12 protein-coding genes are annotated in these 15598 nt (G+C 70.5%); 6 read left to right on the top strand and 6 right to left on the bottom strand.

Annotated features, from left to right (window positions below; all coding sequences use genetic code 11):
• Window positions 1-30: 30 nt before the first annotated feature.
• Window positions 31-1587, bottom strand: a complete 1557-nt coding sequence (gene ffh, locus ACFC1W_RS15645; protein ID WP_375994447.1) for a signal recognition particle protein — start codon at window positions 1585-1587, stop codon at window positions 31-33.
• 50 nt (window positions 1588-1637) lie between these two features.
• Window positions 1638-2627, bottom strand: a complete 990-nt coding sequence (locus ACFC1W_RS15640; RefSeq protein ID WP_375994444.1) for a TetR family transcriptional regulator — start codon at window positions 2625-2627, stop codon at window positions 1638-1640.
• 87 nt (window positions 2628-2714) lie between these two features.
• On the opposite strand from ACFC1W_RS15640, the gene lipB reads away from it, so the two are divergent.
• A complete protein-coding gene (lipB, locus tag ACFC1W_RS15635; protein ID WP_375994442.1) occupies window positions 2715-3356 on the top strand; it encodes a lipoyl(octanoyl) transferase LipB in 642 nt (213 codons plus the stop codon).
• A 53-nt stretch (window positions 3357-3409) separates the two neighbouring features.
• Window positions 3410-4378, top strand: a complete 969-nt coding sequence (gene lipA / locus ACFC1W_RS15630) for a lipoyl synthase (RefSeq protein ID WP_375994581.1) — start codon at window positions 3410-3412, stop codon at window positions 4376-4378.
• Between the two features lie 81 nt (window positions 4379-4459).
• Here lipA and ACFC1W_RS15625 read toward each other — a convergent pair whose 3' ends face one another.
• The 3 genes from ACFC1W_RS15625 to ftsY form a co-directional block, all read right to left on the bottom strand.
• Complete coding sequence (locus ACFC1W_RS15625) at window positions 4460-4891, bottom strand: MSMEG_6728 family protein (protein WP_375994440.1); 432 nt, start codon at window positions 4889-4891, stop codon at window positions 4460-4462.
• A gap of 4 nt (window positions 4892-4895) precedes the next feature.
• A complete protein-coding gene (locus ACFC1W_RS15620) occupies window positions 4896-5396 on the bottom strand; it encodes a DUF2004 domain-containing protein (protein ID WP_375994438.1) in 501 nt (166 codons plus the stop codon).
• 89 nt (window positions 5397-5485) lie between these two features.
• Entirely contained in the window at window positions 5486-6358 is an 873-nt protein-coding gene (ftsY, locus tag ACFC1W_RS15615) for a signal recognition particle-docking protein FtsY (RefSeq protein WP_191766791.1), read from the bottom strand.
• A 54-nt stretch (window positions 6359-6412) separates the two neighbouring features.
• Between ftsY and ACFC1W_RS15610 the strand changes: the two genes are divergently transcribed.
• On the top strand, window positions 6413-9028 hold the full coding sequence (locus ACFC1W_RS15610; protein WP_375994435.1) for a DUF4062 domain-containing protein: 2616 nt from the start codon (window positions 6413-6415) through the stop codon (window positions 9026-9028).
• Window positions 9029-9034: 6 nt separating this feature from the next.
• Here ACFC1W_RS15610 and smc read toward each other — a convergent pair whose 3' ends face one another.
• A complete protein-coding gene (gene smc / locus ACFC1W_RS15605; protein WP_375994432.1) occupies window positions 9035-12574 on the bottom strand; it encodes a chromosome segregation protein SMC in 3540 nt (1179 codons plus the stop codon).
• Window positions 12575-13071: 497 nt separating this feature from the next.
• Here smc and ACFC1W_RS15600 point away from each other — a divergent pair, with 497 nt between their 5' ends.
• The 3 genes from ACFC1W_RS15600 to ACFC1W_RS15590 all read left to right on the top strand — a co-directional run bounded on the left by ACFC1W_RS15600 (window position 13072) and on the right by ACFC1W_RS15590 (window position 15580).
• Window positions 13072-13326 carry a hypothetical protein gene (locus ACFC1W_RS15600; protein WP_241110391.1) on the top strand — a complete coding sequence of 85 codons (255 nt, stop codon included), beginning with the start codon at window positions 13072-13074 and terminating at the stop codon, window positions 13324-13326.
• Window positions 13327-13403: 77 nt separating this feature from the next.
• Window positions 13404-14483 (top strand): GNAT family N-acetyltransferase, encoded by a 1080-nt coding sequence (locus ACFC1W_RS15595; protein WP_375994430.1) that lies wholly within the window; start codon window positions 13404-13406, stop codon window positions 14481-14483.
• Complete coding sequence (locus ACFC1W_RS15590) at window positions 14480-15580, top strand: GNAT family N-acetyltransferase (RefSeq protein ID WP_375994428.1); 1101 nt, start codon at window positions 14480-14482, stop codon at window positions 15578-15580. Before ACFC1W_RS15595 ends, ACFC1W_RS15590 begins: the two co-directional genes overlap by 4 nt.
• Window positions 15581-15598 lie beyond the last annotated feature (18 nt).

Genomic DNA, 15598 nt, shown 5'->3' with positions numbered 1-15598 from the left:
CGGAACGCCCTCAGCGCACGCGGCGCAGCCTCACCCCTTGCCGAGGAGCTTCTGCAGCTCGGCCAGGTCAGCCTCGCTCGGTGTGCCCTTCGCACCGCCCAGGCCGAAGCCCGAGCCCGTCGGAGTGGCGGGAGCCGCCGCGAGGCCGGCGTTCTCGGCGGCGCGCTTGGCGGGATTGCCGGAACGCGAGCCCTTGGCCTTCTGCTGCTTGCCGCGCTTGGACGACGCGCCCGGGCGGCCGGCGCCGGGGACGGGCCCCATGCCGGGGATGTTCGGCACGCCGCCGCGGGCGACGGTCTTCATCATCTTGGCCGCCTGCTCGAACCGCTGGACCAGCTGGTTCACGTCGGTCACCGTCATGCCCGATCCGCGCGCGATGCGCAGACGGCGGGACCCGTTGAGGAGCTTGGTGTTGCGACGCTCCGCGGGAGTCATCGAGCGGATGATCGCCTCGGTCCGGTCGATCTCGCGCTCGTCGAAGTTCTCGAGCTGATCCTTCATGGAGCCCATGCCCGGGAGCATCCCGAGCATCTTCTTCATCGAGCCCATCTTGCGCATCTGCTGCATCTGCTCGAGGAAGTCCTCGAGCGTGAACTGCTCGGTCGCGAGCTTCTCGGCCATCTTCATGGCCTCTTCCTCATCGAAGGCCTGCTGGGCCTGCTCGATGAGGGTCAGGATGTCGCCGAGGTCGAGGATGCGGCTCGCCATGCGGTCGGGGTGGAACGCCTCGAGGTCGTCGAGACCTTCACCGGTCGACGCGTAGATGATCGGGCGCCCGGTGACCGAGGCCACCGACAGGGCGGCACCGCCTCGCGCGTCTCCGTCGAGCTTCGAGAGCACGACGCCGGTGAAGTCGACGCCGTCCTGGAAGGCCTTCGCGGTGTTGACCGCATCCTGTCCGATCATCGCGTCGATGACGAACAGCACCTCGTCGGGATCCGTCGCGGTGCGGATGTCGGCCGCCTGCTTCATGAGCTCCGCGTCGACGCCGAGTCGTCCGGCGGTGTCGATGATCACGACGTCGTGCTGCTGACGACGCGCCACCTCGACGCCGTCGCGCGCGACCCTCACCGGGTCGCCGACGCCGTTGCCGGGCTCGGGCGCGTAGATCGCGGCGCCGGCACGCTCGGCGACCACCTGGAGCTGATTCACGGCGTTGGGGCGCTGAAGGTCGGCGGCGATGAGGAGCGGCGTGTGGCCGTCCTTCTCGAGCTGGTGCGCGAGCTTGCCCGCGAACGTGGTCTTTCCCGAGCCCTGGAGACCGGCGAGCATGATGACGGTGGGCGGGTTCTTCGCGAACTGCAGGCGTCGCTGCTGTCCGCCGAGGATCGCGACGAGCTCTTCGTTCACGATCTGCACCACCTGCTGTGCGGGGTTGAGCGCCCGGTTCACCTCGTCGCCGAGGGCGCGCTCGCGCACCTTGGCGGTGAAGTCCTTGACGACGGGCAGCGCCACGTCGGCGTCGAGCAGCGCGCGCCGGATCTCTCGGACGGTGCCGTCGACGTCCGCGGGCGTGAGCTTGCCCTTGGTGCGGAGGTTGCGGAAGGTCTCGGTGAGCCGGTCGGAGAGAGTGCCGAAAGTCGCCATGGTCCCCCGATTCTACGTGAGCGGATGCCGTGTCCCGCCGCGCCCGCGGCTCACTCCGGTCCGAGCTCCTGGAAGAGCGTGAGCTGCAGATCCGCCGGGCCGCGCAGGCGGGAGTTGAGCGAGCGCCAGGGAGTCTGGCGAGCGGATGCCTCGACCTCGGCGCCGGCGGCCGCCAGCCGGCCAGTCGCGCCGGCGGTGTCGTCGACCTGGAGGGCGAGCCGGATCGGGTCGCTCGTGACGCCGTCGGTCTCGACACGGTCGATGAAGTCGACCTGGGCGGGATTGGATAGCTCGAGCGTGGCGCGGCCGGCGTCGAGGATCGCCACCCGTGCTCCGCCCTCGGCCTCGTACGCCTCGGACTGCGGCATGCCCACGACGTCGCGGTAGAAGACGAGCGCCTGCTCGAAGTCGGCGGCACGCACGACGACACGCAGCTGCCGCACCTCCCCCGGCGGCGGCGTCTGGGTCACCGACCCCGCCGCGTGCGCCGCCCGGCTCAGGAAACGTGCGAGCGAGGTGACGCCCGCACCGTCGTGCGCCCAGGCCTCCACCGCGGCGAGGACGGCGCCGCCCCAGGCCGCGCCGGCGACCTCCGCATGCAGCCGGTCGGCTCCGCCGCGGGACAGCCGCTCGGCCACCGCCCGCCCGATGCGGGTGCGGCGCAGCGCCCCTTCGCGGTCGAGCTCGCTGTCGAGTCCCATCGCGGTGGCGTTGACGATCGCGAGCGCCAGGCTGTCGGGGGCGAACTCGGAGCCGAGGGCGAGCACGGCGGCCCGGACGCCGGCCGAGGCATCCGCTCCCTCGTCCTTCGCGAGCCGTCCCTCGAGCGACGTCAGCCGCTCGTCGAGCCCCGCCCACAGGATGTCGGACTTCGAGGCGAAGTAGTTGAAGAAGCTCGAGCGGCTCACTCCGGCACGCGATGTGATGTCGGCGATGGAGGTCGCCTCGAACCCCTGCTCGAGGAACAGCTCACAGGCCGCTTCGGCGAGCGTCTCCTTCGACGACGCCTTCGGCCTGCCCACACGTCCCGCGCTGTTCACCCTGGACAGGCTAGCGGGAGTGGTGGATCGCCCGCCGTGGCGTAATGTTGGACGCGATCTATCAATTGTTGCAAGCGAAGGTGCCCGATGATCGAGATCCAGACGGTGGGCCTCTCCCCCGACTACGTCCCGTACCTGGACGGGTGGGCGATGCAGCGCAGCATCCACTCCCAGGTCGTCGCCGGCTCTCGGCCCGACGCACTGCTGCTGCTCGAGCACGAAGCGGTCTACACCGCGGGCGCCCGCACCGCCCGGCATGAGCGCCCGGCCGACGGCACGCCGGTGATCGACGTCGACCGCGGCGGCAAGATCACGTGGCACGGGCCCGGTCAGCTCGTCGGCTACCCGATCGTGCGGCTCGCCGAGCCCGTCGACGTCGTCGCGCACGTCCGACGGCTCGAGCAGCTGCTGATCGACGTGCTGCAGGTTCACGGCGTCGACGGCTATCGCGTCGAAGGACGCAGCGGCGTCTGGGTGCGCCGACCGCTCGGCGAGGACAAAGTCGCAGCGATCGGCGTGCGCGTCCAGCAGGGCGTCACGATGCACGGCTTCGCACTGAACTGCGACAACACCCTCGCGGGCTTCCGCGGCATCATCCCGTGCGGCATCACCGACGCAGGCGTCACCACGGTGAGCGAGATCGTGGGAGCGGACGTCGCGCCCCGCGATGTGATCGGAACAGTGGCTGAGGCGTTCCGCGCCGAGTACGCGAGCGAGGTCGCCGCGTGAGCGCGTGCGGTACCGGGCCCGCTGCGCCGGCGAGCGGCCCCGACGGGCGCAAGATGCTGCGCCTCGAGGTGCGCAACGCCCAGACCCCGATCGAGCGCAAGCCGGAGTGGATCAGGACCAAGGCGAAGATGGGGCCGGAGTACCAGGCGCTGCACGCCCTGGTGAAGACCGAAGAGCTCCACACTGTCTGCCAGGAGGCGGGCTGCCCGAACATCTACGAGTGCTGGGAGGACCGCGAAGCCACCTTCCTCATCGGCGGCTCGCAGTGCACGCGTCGGTGCGACTTCTGCCAGATCGACACCGGCAGGCCCGCCGAATACGACACCGACGAGCCGCGCCGCGTCGCCGAGAGCGTCGTGCGCATGAACCTGCGCTACGCCACGGTCACCGGCGTCGCGCGCGACGACCTGGCCGACGGCGGCGCGTGGCTGCACGCCGAGACGGTCCGCCAGATCCACGCGATGAACCCGAACACCGGCGTCGAGATCCTCGCGACCGACTTCAACGGCGATCCGGCGCTCCTCGCCGAGGTGTTCGACAGCCGTCCCGAGGTGTTCGCCCACAACGTCGAGACGGTGCCGCGCATCTTCAAGCGCATCCGCCCCGCGTTCCGCTACGAGCGCTCTCTCGGCGTGCTGACGCAGGCGCGCGAGGCCGGGCTCATCACCAAGTCGAACCTCATCCTCGGCATGGGCGAGGAGTCCGAGGAGGTCGTGCAGGCGCTCCAGGATCTCCACGATGCGGGCACCGACATCATCACGATCACGCAGTACCTCCGCCCCTCGCCGCGGCACCTGCCCGTCGCGCGCTGGGTCAAGCCGCAGGAATTCGTCGAGTTCAAAAAGGAGGCCGAGCGCATCGGCTTCCTGGGGGTGCTCGCCGGTCCGCTCGTGCGCTCGTCGTACCGCGCGGGACGCCTGTGGGCGCAGTCGATGCTGTCGAAGGGGCACGAGATCCCCGCTCACCTCGCGCACATCGCCGAGGACGTCCATGTCGAGCGGGGGTTCGCGCAGGCGGTCTGACCGCCTGCGCGAACGAACGGTTGTCGAGTGCGGGCGAAGCGCGTGTGTCGAGACACGCGCAGGCGGTCTGACCGCCTGCGACTACGGCGTCGGCCAGATGTACGGCAGATCGTCGGGAACGTCGCCGAACCGGGGTCGATAGAACTCGGGGTCCTTGCGCACCAGGTTCGAGCGGTGCGACAGGTGGAAGGCCGCATCGCCCAGCCACCGCGGCATCTCGATGTCCGACTGCGGCAGGCCGTCGACCTCGGGCGCGAACTCGAGCAATTGCGCGCGGACCCTGTCGGCGCGACCGAGCGCGGTCCAGGCATCCGTCATCGCCAGTCCGTACGCGACGAGGGCCGGAAGCCGGCCCGCCCACATCTTCGCCGCGGGATGATGGCGCCAGCCGTAGCCGGGCACGGTGTTCGCGCGGAGCAGCTGGAGGGTCTCGACGCGCTGCTTGCCGAGGCGGGCCGGATCGAGCGCGGCAGCGGAGTCCCGGAACGAGGGATACGGCAGGAAGGTCTGCACCCGGTCACTCGGCGCTGGTGACCGACAGCACCCCGCCCTCGGAGTCGAGGTTCACCAGCAGCACATCGTCGGTCGCGTCGGGGTCGAGCGCGTACTCCAGCACCGCGAACGGATCGGCTCCGCCGTGCTCGTCGGCGAGGATCGTCATGCTCATCAGCTGCAGCGAGCGGATCACGTCGATGTGCACATCGCCGGAGATGTCGACGAGGAGGTCTTCGAGATCGTCCCCCAGCGCGTCCTGCTGCTGCAGGATGTACTCCGTCACCTCGCTGGTGCGATCGCTCAGCTCGTTCACCATCGAATTGCGGGCGCTGCGGTCGATGTCCTCGATCGCCGAGATGAGGCCTGCGGCGACGTCGAGCGCCGTCTCCGACACGTCGTCCTGGTCGGGTGCAGTCAGGTCGACCGTCACTGACTGATCTCCCAGTTCGACGCTCTCGGACCAGAAGATCGAACCGTCGGGACCCGACTCGAGGAGTCCGAAGTAGTCGTGCTCGATCGCCATGACCCCATGAAACCAGCCTGCGCGCTCAGGCGGTAGCCCTTGCCGCGCGTCGCGCGGATCCGTTACACGCGCGTCATCCGGCGGTGTCCTCAGTCGACGAGGGACGCGGCGAAAACGTGCGGCGTGAACCCCGTCAGGTCGCCGATCCCCTCGCCCTGACCGAGCAGCTTCACGGGGATTCCGGTGCGCTCCTGCACGGCGAGGACGAAGCCGCCCTTGGCCGAGCCGTCGAGCTTCGTGAGAACGAGACCGGTGACCCCCGCGTGCTCGAGGAACGCCTGCGCCTGCATCACACCGTTCTGGCCCGTGGTCGCGTCGAGCACGAGCAGAACCTCGCTGATGGGCGCCTGCTTCTCGATCACGCGCCGGATCTTCGTGAGCTCGTCCATGAGCCCACCCTTGGTGTGGAGGCGCCCCGCCGTGTCGACCAGGACGATCTCGGTGCCGGTGCGCTTCGCGTAGTCGATGGTCTGGAAGGCGACGGATGCCGGGTCCTGGCCCTCCTGCTGCGGCCGCACGATCTCCGCCCCGCCGCGCTCCGCCCACGTCGCGAGCTGATCGACGGCGGCGGCCCGGAAGGTGTCGGCGGCGCCGACGACGACCGAGCGTCCGTAGCGCTGCAGGAACTTCGCGAACTTTCCGATCGTCGTCGTCTTCCCTACGCCGTTGACGCCGACCACGAGCACGACCGCCGGGCGCTCGGTGAGGCGCAGGGTCGTGTCGAACTTCGCGAAGTGCTCCTCGAGGGTCTCCTTCAGCATGCGCTGGAGGTCCTTCGGATCGGTCGTGCGGAAGCGGTCGACCTTCTCGCGAAGCTCTTCGACGATGCGCTCGGAGATGTCCGGCCCGAAGTCGGCGGTGATGAGCGCGGTCTCGAGGTCGTCCCATGTGGTCTCGTCGATCGTGGGTTTGACGAACATCCCGCGCAGCGCGCGACCGAGCGACCAGGAGCTTTCAGCCATGACGTCCAGCCTATTCATCGCGCGCGGCGTCGGCGTTCACGGCATGATGAGGGAATGTCGCCCGACGAGAGTGCGGTGATCCGCACGCCGGACCAGCGCCTGCGGGTGTTCGTGAGCTCGACGCTGGCCGAACTCGCAGAGGAACGGGCCGTCGTCGCCCGGGCGATCACGTCGCTCGGCCTTGCCCCCGTGATGTTCGAGCTGGGCGCGCGCCCGCATCCACCTCAGGAGCTGTACCGTGCCTATCTCGCGCAGTCCGACGTGTTCATCGGGCTGTACTGGGAGAGTTACGGCTGGGTCGGGCCCGGGATGGACATCTCCGGCCTGGAGGACGAGTTCCGCCTTTCCAGCGGGCGCCCGCGGCTGCTCTACCTGAAGGCGCCGGCACCTGAGCGGCAGCCTCGCCTCGAAGCGATGATCGACGAGATCCGCGCGCGGGGGACGGACGCGTACCGCACGTTCCGCAGCACGCGCGAGCTCGGCAAGGTGGTGCGCGACGACCTCGCACTGCTGCTCAGCGAACGGTTCGTCAGCAGTGCGCGTGCGGCCTCGGCGCCGCGCACGGAGGCCGCAGCCGACGCGCCCGCGCCGGTCACGCCACGCCGGACGCTCCCCGTGCCCGCGACATCGCTGGTCGGGCGCGACGACGACGTGGCCGCGATCGCGGCCATGCTGCGCGCGCCCGACGTGCGTCTCGTGACCCTCACCGGACCCGGCGGGATGGGCAAGACCCGCGTCGCCATCGCCGTCGGCGAAGCACTCACGGAAGCCGCCGCACCTCCCCTCCTCTTCGTGCCGCTGGCCGATGCCACCGACGAGAGCGAGGTGCTCCCGCGCATCGCGTCGGCTGCCGACGTCGTCATCGAGGGCACGAGGTCGATCCGGGAGATCCTGGTCGACCACTTCTCGTCACGGCCGACGGTGCTGATCCTCGACAATCTCGAGCAGGTCACGGGCATAGCACCCGAGCTGGATGCCCTGCTGGCATCCTGTCCCGGCCTGAAGATCCTGGCCACCAGCCGCATCGCCTTGCGCCTGCGCGCCGAGCACGAGTACGTGCTCCCGCCGCTCGAGACGGGCGGCGAGCCGGGAGATCGACTGAGCATCGATGACGCGCTCCTGCTTCCCGCCGTGCAGCTCTTCCTCGACCGCGCCGACGCCGTCGGGCGTCGCGTCGACTCCTCGCCGCGCAGCATCGGGGCGGTGCTCGAGATCTGCCGTCGGCTGGACGGCCTGCCGCTGGCCATCGAGCTCGCCGCGGCGCGGACGCGACTGCTCGATCCGGTCGCGGTGCTGGCGCGCCTCGAGAACGTGCTCGATGCGCTGGGCAGCGGACCGGTGGACCTGCCCCAGCGTCAGCGCGGGCTGCGCGCGACCGTCGAGTGGAGCGTCGGTCTGCTCGGCGAGGACGAACGGCGGCTGCTGGCCCGGCTGTCGGTCTTCGTCGGCGGCTGGACGGTCTCCGCGGCATCCGCTGTGGCCGGGATCGACGAGGACGCCGCGCTCGAGCTGCTGGACCTGCTCGTCGGCAACAGCCTGGTCGTGGTGACCCTCGGTGACGACGAGCCGCGATTCCGCATGCTGACCGCGGTCCGCGAGTATGCGGCCGAGCTGCTGATCGGCGAGGACCGCGCCGAGGCGGAGCGGTGCCATGCGCGGTACTTCGCCGAGCTGGCCGAAAGCGACGTGGACGCCGCGGACCGGTCAGCCTGGGGCGAGCAGCTTCACACCGAGGAAGACAATCTCCGCGCGGCGATCCGCTGGTTCTTCGCCCACGACCTCGCCCGGCTGCCGCACCTCTTCCGTGCCCTCTGGCTCTACTGGCAGGTCTTCGACCGGATGTCGGAGGCCCGGCGTCTCGCCGGAGAGCTCCAGCGCGTCGTGCGCCCCGGCGATCTCGACGAGCGAGCGGAGACCGAGCTGCTCTTCACCATCGCCGTCACCTCGACCGAGGTCGGCGACGATCAGGCCGCGCTGGATGCGGTCGACGCGATCGCGCAGCGCATGCCGGCGCTCGACGATCCCGAGCTTCGTGATGCGCTTCTGCTCGCCGATTCCTGGGTGCGTCCGCTCCGCGGCGACATCGACGGTGCGCTCGCGTCCGCCGAGGCCGCCTACGCCGGCTACGCATCGCGCGAAGACCTCTTCGTCGCCGCCGCCGCGCTGACGATCGGCATGCTCCGCATGGCGGTCGGCGACGAGGACAGCGCCCGTCGCCACCTCATGGAAGTCGGCGAGTTCGGCGGCCGGCTCGACATCCAGTGGCTCACGGCCGCCGGCCTCACCCACCTCGCGATCATGGATGTGCGCTCCGACGCACCGGATGCGGCGCGTGACCGCCTGCGTCAGTTGCTGAGCCGTCTCGACGACGACCGGACCGTGACGCTCTCGGCGAGCCTCATCCTCGCGGCGTTCGGGGATCTCTCCCTGGCCGAGGGGCGGGCCGAACCCGCTGCCACGGCGCTCGGCGCCATCGACGGACTGCGCCGCCGCACCGGAGTGGCGCCATGGCCGAACTCGCGCGGCCACGAGGAGGATCTCCGCCGCCGGGTCCGCGCTGAGATGACCCCCGCAGAGTGGGATCGCGCCTACGACGCGGGCGCCGCCCTGCGCCTCCCCGACGCCATGGCGGTCGTCCGCGAGGCCGTCGGCGCGGCCGCGGGAGCGTAGCCCGCGTCAGCTCGCAGCGCGGTCACCCAGCCGCTGGCCGACGACGGCGGACACGCCGTCCTGGCGCATCGAGACCCCGTACAGGGCGTCGGCGATCTCCATCGTCCGCTTCTGATGCGTGATGACGATCAACTGGCTCGACTCGCGCAACTGCTCGAAGACCCCGAGGAGGCGACCGAGATTGGCGTCGTCGAGGGCGGCCTCGACCTCGTCCAGAATGTAGAACGGGCTGGGACGGGCCTTGAAGATCGCGGTCAGCAGGGCGACCGCCGCGAGCGATCGCTCACCGCCCGACAGCAGCGAGAGCCTCTCGATCTTCTTGCCGACCGGGCGCACGGCGACCTCGATCCCCGTCGTCAGCGGGTCGTCCGGGTTGGTCAGCGAGATGCTGCCCGAGCCCCCCGGGAAGAGGATCGGGAACACCTCGCCGAATGCCGTCTTGGTGTCTTCGAACGCCGCGAGGAAGATCACCTGCATCCGCTCGTCGAGCTCCTCGATGATCGTGATCAGGTCCTTGCGCGTCTGCGTGAGATCGGCGAGCTGCTCGGTGAGGAACTTGTGGCGCTGCTCGAGCGCCGCGAATTCCTCGAGCGCGAGCGGGTTGACGCGGCCGAGCTGCGTGAGCTTGCGCTCGGCCTCCTGCAGCCGACGGCGCTGCTGGGCGCGATCGTAGGAGACGGATGCCTCCGACTCGGCCTCCTCGTCGCCGTCCGCAGCAGATTCGATCGGAACCGGCTGGTCGGGGCCATATTCCGAAACAAGAATGTCTTCGTCGAGACCGAGTTCGGAACTCACCCGCTCGAGGAGTCCCGTGACGTGAAGGCGCTTCTCGTGGATCTGCAGCTCGAGGCTGTGGACGGTCTCGGTGAGTCCGGCAAGACGCTCGCGCGCCCCGGCCTCCTGGCGACGCAGCTCGCCGAGCTCGGTTGTCAGCGCGGTGCGCTCCGACTCGGCCTGGGCGAGCTCCGACCGCGCCTGCACGAGGGACCGCTCCACCGAGTCGAGCACAGCGGGCAGCTGGGCTGCGACCCCTGCCGCCGTCTCGCGCTGCGCGCGCCGCACGACGGCGCGACGTGCCGCTTCGGCCGCGGCCTCGCGCTCGCGTTCCCGCTGGCGCTCCAGTCCCGCGACCCGGGCCTCGCCGGCCCGGATGCGCTCCTTGAGGGTCTCGACGTCGAGGCGTGCCCGCATCTCGGCGTCGCGCGCCGCCTCGAGCGCGCCGAGCATGCCGTCGCGCGCCGACGCATCGAGGATGGGTCGCGGTGCTTCGAGCGCCGCGGTGAGCTGGTCGCCGGCCGACCGGGCCGACGCCTCCGCGTCCTCCACGGCCGACGCCGCCTGCGCGAGGCCTGCCGCGAGGCGATCGCATTCCGCCACCGCGGCCTCGTAGCGCACGGTCGCGCGGTTGACCTGCTCCGTGTGCGCGGCCAGCGCCGCGTCGTGCTCGCGCAGGGTCGTCAGCGCCGCCTTCGTGCGGTGGCGTGCAGCCTCGAGCGCACGCGCCGCGTCGGAGAGTGCATCGCGCAGCGAGTCGGCGACCACGGTGATCTCGTCCCTGCGGTCGGCCGCGGCATCCCGCTCCGCCGCCAGTTCCAGGCGCGAACGGCCCTGCCCGGAGCCGGCGCGCACGGTGTAGTCGGTGACGACCTCGCCCGACCTCGTCACCACGGTGACAGGACCGCCCACGTCGGCGGCGGCGATCGCGGGGCCGGCGGCGAGGGCTGCGTCGAGATCGTCGGCGATCACGACGAACGACAGGATGCCGAGCACGCCGTCGGGTGCGGAGACCACGTCGCGCGCCGGGACGACGCCCGCGATGGACGGGAGGGCGGGCACCAGGGCGCCGGTGTCGGCGATCGCGATGTCGACCGTGCCGAGGTCGCCATCGCGCACCAGGCGCGCGGTCTCGACGGCGTGCTCGCGACTGTCGACCAGGATGCCCTCGACGAGGGGGCCGAGCGCTGCGGCGATCGCCGCCTCGTACCCGGTGGTGATCTTCACGGCGTCGCCGAGCAGGCCGCGTACACCGGCGGCGCCGCGTTCGACGATCTCGGCGGCCGCGTTGCGCCGGTCGAGCGCCCTGCCGAGCGCCGAGGTCTGGGCGGTGAGCGCCTCCACCTCGCGCTCGGCCGCGTGCAGCCGCTCCCGCAGCGTGCCCACCTCGGCCTCGGCCTCGGTCGCCTCGCGCTGAGCGCGCTCGTAGGCGGCGGCGTACTCCGCGGCCGAGCCCTCGGGAACCAGATCAGGGTCGACGCCTGCCAGGGTCTCCTCAGCCTCGGCCCGACGGGCCAGAGCCGCGTCCAGCGCGCGCTGCTGCCGCTCCACGGCGGCACGCACGGCGGCGAGGGCGGACTCGGCGGCCTCGGCCGATCCGCGCAGCGCGGTGATCCGCATGTCGTGCTCGGAGACCAGAGCGCTCTGAGCGGAGATGTCCGCGTCGAGCGCGTCGAGCTCGGCGCGGGCGCGCATGACATCGCGGGATGCCTCGGCCGCGGCATCCTGCGCGCCTCCGAGTCCGTCCGCGATCTGCTGGATCTCGGCGCGGGCCTCGTCGATCATCGCCTGAGACACCGTGGTGAGCTCGATGCGATCGTCGTCTTCGGCCTCACCGAGGAGGGCGAGACGCTGGCCGGCGAGGGCGTACAGGCTGCGCAGTCGCTCCTGCACGCGCTCCAGCCCGTAGGTGACGCGCCGAGCCTGATCGACTCCCTCCGAGCGCTGCTGCGCCTCGAGGAGCTCGATGCGGGTGCGGGCGTTGTCGAGCCGGTCCTGCAGCACGAGGCGCTCGGCATGGCGCTCGTGCTCGTTCTGGGCGTGCGACGCGAGCTGGGCGCGCAGGCCGACGATCTCGTCGGCGAACAGACGCGCCTTCGCGTCGCGCACGACGGCGGCGATCGTCGCTGCCTCGCGCGCGATCTCGGCCTGTCGGCCGAGGGGCTTGAGCTGCCGGCGGAGCTCGCCGGCGAGATCGCTGAGGCGCGTGAGGTTCGCCTCCATCGCCTCCAGTTTCCGGAGGGTCTTCTCCTTGCGACGGCGGTGCTTGAGGATCCCCGCGGCCTCCTCGATGAAACCCCGGCGATCCTCGGGCGACGCCTGCAGCACGCTGTCGAGGCGACCCTGTCCGACGATGACGTGCATCTCGCGGCCGAGGCCCGAGTCGCTCAGCAGCTCCTGCACATCGAGCAGCCGGCAGACCTCGCCGTTGATCGCGTACTCGCTGGCCCCGTTGCGGAACAGCGTCCGGCTGATCGTGACCTCGGAGTACTCGATCGGCAGCGCGCCGTCGCTGTTGTCGATCGTGAGCTGCACCTCCGCGCGGCCCAGGGGACCGCGCGTGGCGGTGCCGGCGAAGATGACGTCCTCCATCTTCCCGCCGCGGAGCGTCTTCGCGCCCTGCTCACCCATGACCCAGGCGAGGGCGTCGACGACGTTCGACTTTCCGGATCCGTTGGGACCGACGATGCACGTCACGCCGGGTTCCAGCGCAAACGTCGTCGGCTGCGCGAACGACTTGAACCCTTTGAGCGTCACGCTCTTCAGGTGCATCTATCGTCCTCCAGCCCGGTCGACTACCGCCCTACGCTACCCGAGGTCCGCGCTTTCCCCCTCGAGGCGAGCCGCACACTCCGCAGCCGTCGCGACACGCCCGTGGTTCGGCGAATCTGCGAGAACGCTTGACGCCGACCACGGGACCGCGCTAGTGTCACTCTCCGCGTCTAGAAGTCGAGAAAGGAGGTCCCCGAAATGATGCACATGAACACCACCGGAGTCACCACGCCCATCGGCGTTGCGGCTCGTGTCTGCGCGTCGGGGACCCGCTCCTTCGGCGCGACTCAGAACAGCGGCTTCCACACCGCCGGCTGATCCCCGCAGGGGAGAACTCTGCCCTCTCGAGGGCACGATCCTCCTGCGCCGCCCCGAAGACCGGGTGCTGAGCGCATCTTCCTGCCGTCATCCCCGTCGTGCTGCGGCATGACATCCCCCGCCCGACCGCGCGTGGTTCCGGGCATCCACCTCCACCCATCCGGAAGAGAACAATCCTCATGAACACCACCTTTGCGCCGCAGCGCCTCTCGGGCGTCCCCGATACGCTGCGGCTTCAGAGCCGCGACACCCGCACGCCCTTCGTCGACCGCATCGCCCTCCACCTCGGCCTGCGGCTTCTGATCTGGGGCAGCCGGACTCCGCGGCTGACCGACGACCGCGAGCGTCATGCTCGCGCTCGCCGCGTGAGCACCGCGAACGCCGCGCGTGAGCACGCCTATCTCCGCGAGGCACTCCTCGCGCCCCGGCCGTGACGGCCACCGGGTCCGCCGCCCGCACCGGGCGGCGGACCCCTCCCTCCACTTCCTCCGCATCCACCGAAAGACGCATCATGAAGACACTCACCGACATCGAGTTCCGGCCTCTGGTCATCCCGGAGTCCATCGCTGCACCCGACGCCGCCGACTTCCTCGAGATGACGCGCGTGCGCAACATCGTCTACCGCGAGATCTCCGGTCACGGCGACCACAGCATCCCGGCCGACGAGCTGCTCCCCCACTTCCAGCCGAACGAGTACGAACGACGTCACATGTGGCTGATCGTGGAGGACGGCGCCGTCATCGGGCGGGTCGGATGCGACCTCCCGCTCGAGAACGGCTCGAAGGTCGCGTTCTGGCTCATCGAACTGCTCCGTGAGTCGTGGGGCCGAGGCGTCGGCTCCGCCGCGTACGAGCTGCTCGAGCGCTTCGCGCAGGAGAACGGACGCAACGTGCTGCAGGCCTGGGCGGAGCATCCTGCCGCTGACGGCCCGCGACTCGCTCCGCCCACCGGCTTCGGAGACATCCCCGAGGATCACGGCGCCCGGTTCTTCCAGCGGCACGGCTACACGCTCGAGCAGGTCGAGCGCTGCAGCGCCTTCGACCTGCGGGCGCCGTTCGACACCGTCGAGCGGCTGATGACCGAGTCGCAGGCCGCGGCATCGGACTACCGCGTCGTCCAGTGGTTCGCCCCGACACCGCGGGAGTACGTCGACGGCTACGCGTGGATGAAATCCCGCATGGTCACCGACGCCCCGTCCGCGGGGCTGGAGTTCGACGAGGAGACCTGGGATGCCGCGCGCATCGCCGAGCACGACTCCAAGTACACCGATTCGGGTCGCACCATCCAGGTGACCGCGGCGCAGCACATCGCAACCGGTGAGCTGTGCGCCTTCAACGAACTCGTCGTCGGCAAGGACCGCACCGAGGCCAGCCATCAGGAGGACACCCTCGTCCTCAAGGAGCACCGCGGCCACAAGCTGGGCACTCTCGTCAAGTGCGCCGGTTTGCTGTCGTGGCGCGACATCGCGCCCGATTCGCCTCGGGTCATCACCTACAACGCAGAAGAGAACCGCCCGATGCTCGACATCAACGAGGCGATCGGCTTCGTGCCGATCTCGTACGAGGGCGCATGGAAGAAGGTGCTCTCATGAGCAGTCTCACCGAGGCTCCGGCCATCACCGTCCGGCCGATCGTCGTCCCCGACTCCCTGGATGCCGCCGACGCCGGCCCGTTCCTCGAGCTGGTGCGCATCGGGAACGCGGTGTGCCTGCACGACGCGGGTCACGACTACCTGCGCGAAGAGCCCGAGGAGATGCTCGGGTTCATGCAGGACCAGTCGGACTGGACCCAGCCGGCATTCGCCGCCGAGCGCGGGGGCGTGATCCTCGGCGCCGTGCGGATGATGATCTCGAACGAGCCTGACGCCCAGGCGCTCGAGTTCGACCTCATGGTCGACCCGCCGGTGCGAGGGCAGGGTGCCGAAGAGCTGCTGCTGGCGGAGGTCGAGCGCGAAGCGCGTGACCGCGGGCTGGCGATCATCCAGACCTGGACGCTGCATCGCCCGGGCACCCCGGGGCGGAAGCTCGCTCCGTCGACCGGTTGGGGCGAGATACCGGCCGACGACGGTCCGACGCTCTTCGCGCTCGCGAACGGGTTCAGCCTCGAGCAGGTCGAGCGCAACAGCGTCTTCGATCTGACCGGGGACTTCTCCCTCGTCGAGCGCATGCTAGGCGAGGCTCGGGAGATCGCCGGCGACGAGTACCGCCTGATCACCTGGACCGCTCCGACCCCGCCCGAGCACCGCGACGGGTTCGCCGAGGTGCTCGCGCGGATGTCGACCGACGCGCCGAGCGGCGGCATGGTCGTCGACGAGCAGCACTGGGATGCCGCGCGCGTCGAGCGTCGCGACGCCCGCCAGCGGGCACAGGGGCTCACCGTCTCGGTGGCCGCCGTGCAGCACGTCCCGACCGGCGCCATCGCGGCGTACAACGAGCTCGTCATCTCGGAGGACCACTCCGGTGCGACGCAGCAGTACGGAACGCTGGTGCTCAAGGAGCACCGGGGACGCCGCCTCGGAACGATCGTGAAGTGCGCGAACCTGCTGCGCTGGCGCGAGGTCATGCCCGGGTCACCTCGGGTTTCGACGTTCAACGCCGAAGAGAACCGCCACATGCTCGACATCAATGAGGCGATCGGCTTCGTGCCGGCCTCGTACGCGGGTGCGTGGAAGAAGACCCTCGTCCTGTGAGGGCGTGTCGGTGGGGAC

Source organism: Microbacterium sp. NPDC056003, assembly GCF_042274785.1.
Classification (GTDB): domain Bacteria; phylum Actinomycetota; class Actinomycetes; order Actinomycetales; family Microbacteriaceae; genus Microbacterium.
This window is presented reverse-complemented; position numbering and strand designations above follow the sequence as displayed.

Coding starts and splice junctions, on each gene's coding strand:
- ACFC1W_RS15595 (WP_375994430.1), top strand. CDS start 13,404: ATGAAGACACTCACCGACATCGAGTTCCGGCCTCTGGTCATCCCGGAG.
- ACFC1W_RS15600 (WP_241110391.1), top strand. CDS start 13,072: ATGAACACCACCTTTGCGCCGCAGCGCCTCTCGGGCGTCCCCGATACG.
- smc (WP_375994432.1), bottom strand. CDS start 12,574: ATGCACCTGAAGAGCGTGACGCTCAAAGGGTTCAAGTCGTTCGCGCAG.
- ACFC1W_RS15620 (WP_375994438.1), bottom strand. CDS start 5,396: ATGGCGATCGAGCACGACTACTTCGGACTCCTCGAGTCGGGTCCCGAC.
- ffh (WP_375994447.1), bottom strand. CDS start 1,587: ATGGCGACTTTCGGCACTCTCTCCGACCGGCTCACCGAGACCTTCCGC.
- ACFC1W_RS15590 (WP_375994428.1), top strand. CDS start 14,480: ATGAGCAGTCTCACCGAGGCTCCGGCCATCACCGTCCGGCCGATCGTC.
- lipB (WP_375994442.1), top strand. CDS start 2,715: ATGATCGAGATCCAGACGGTGGGCCTCTCCCCCGACTACGTCCCGTAC.
- ACFC1W_RS15610 (WP_375994435.1), top strand. CDS start 6,413: ATGTCGCCCGACGAGAGTGCGGTGATCCGCACGCCGGACCAGCGCCTG.
- lipA (WP_375994581.1), top strand. CDS start 3,410: ATGCTGCGCCTCGAGGTGCGCAACGCCCAGACCCCGATCGAGCGCAAG.
- ftsY (WP_191766791.1), bottom strand. CDS start 6,358: ATGGCTGAAAGCTCCTGGTCGCTCGGTCGCGCGCTGCGCGGGATGTTC.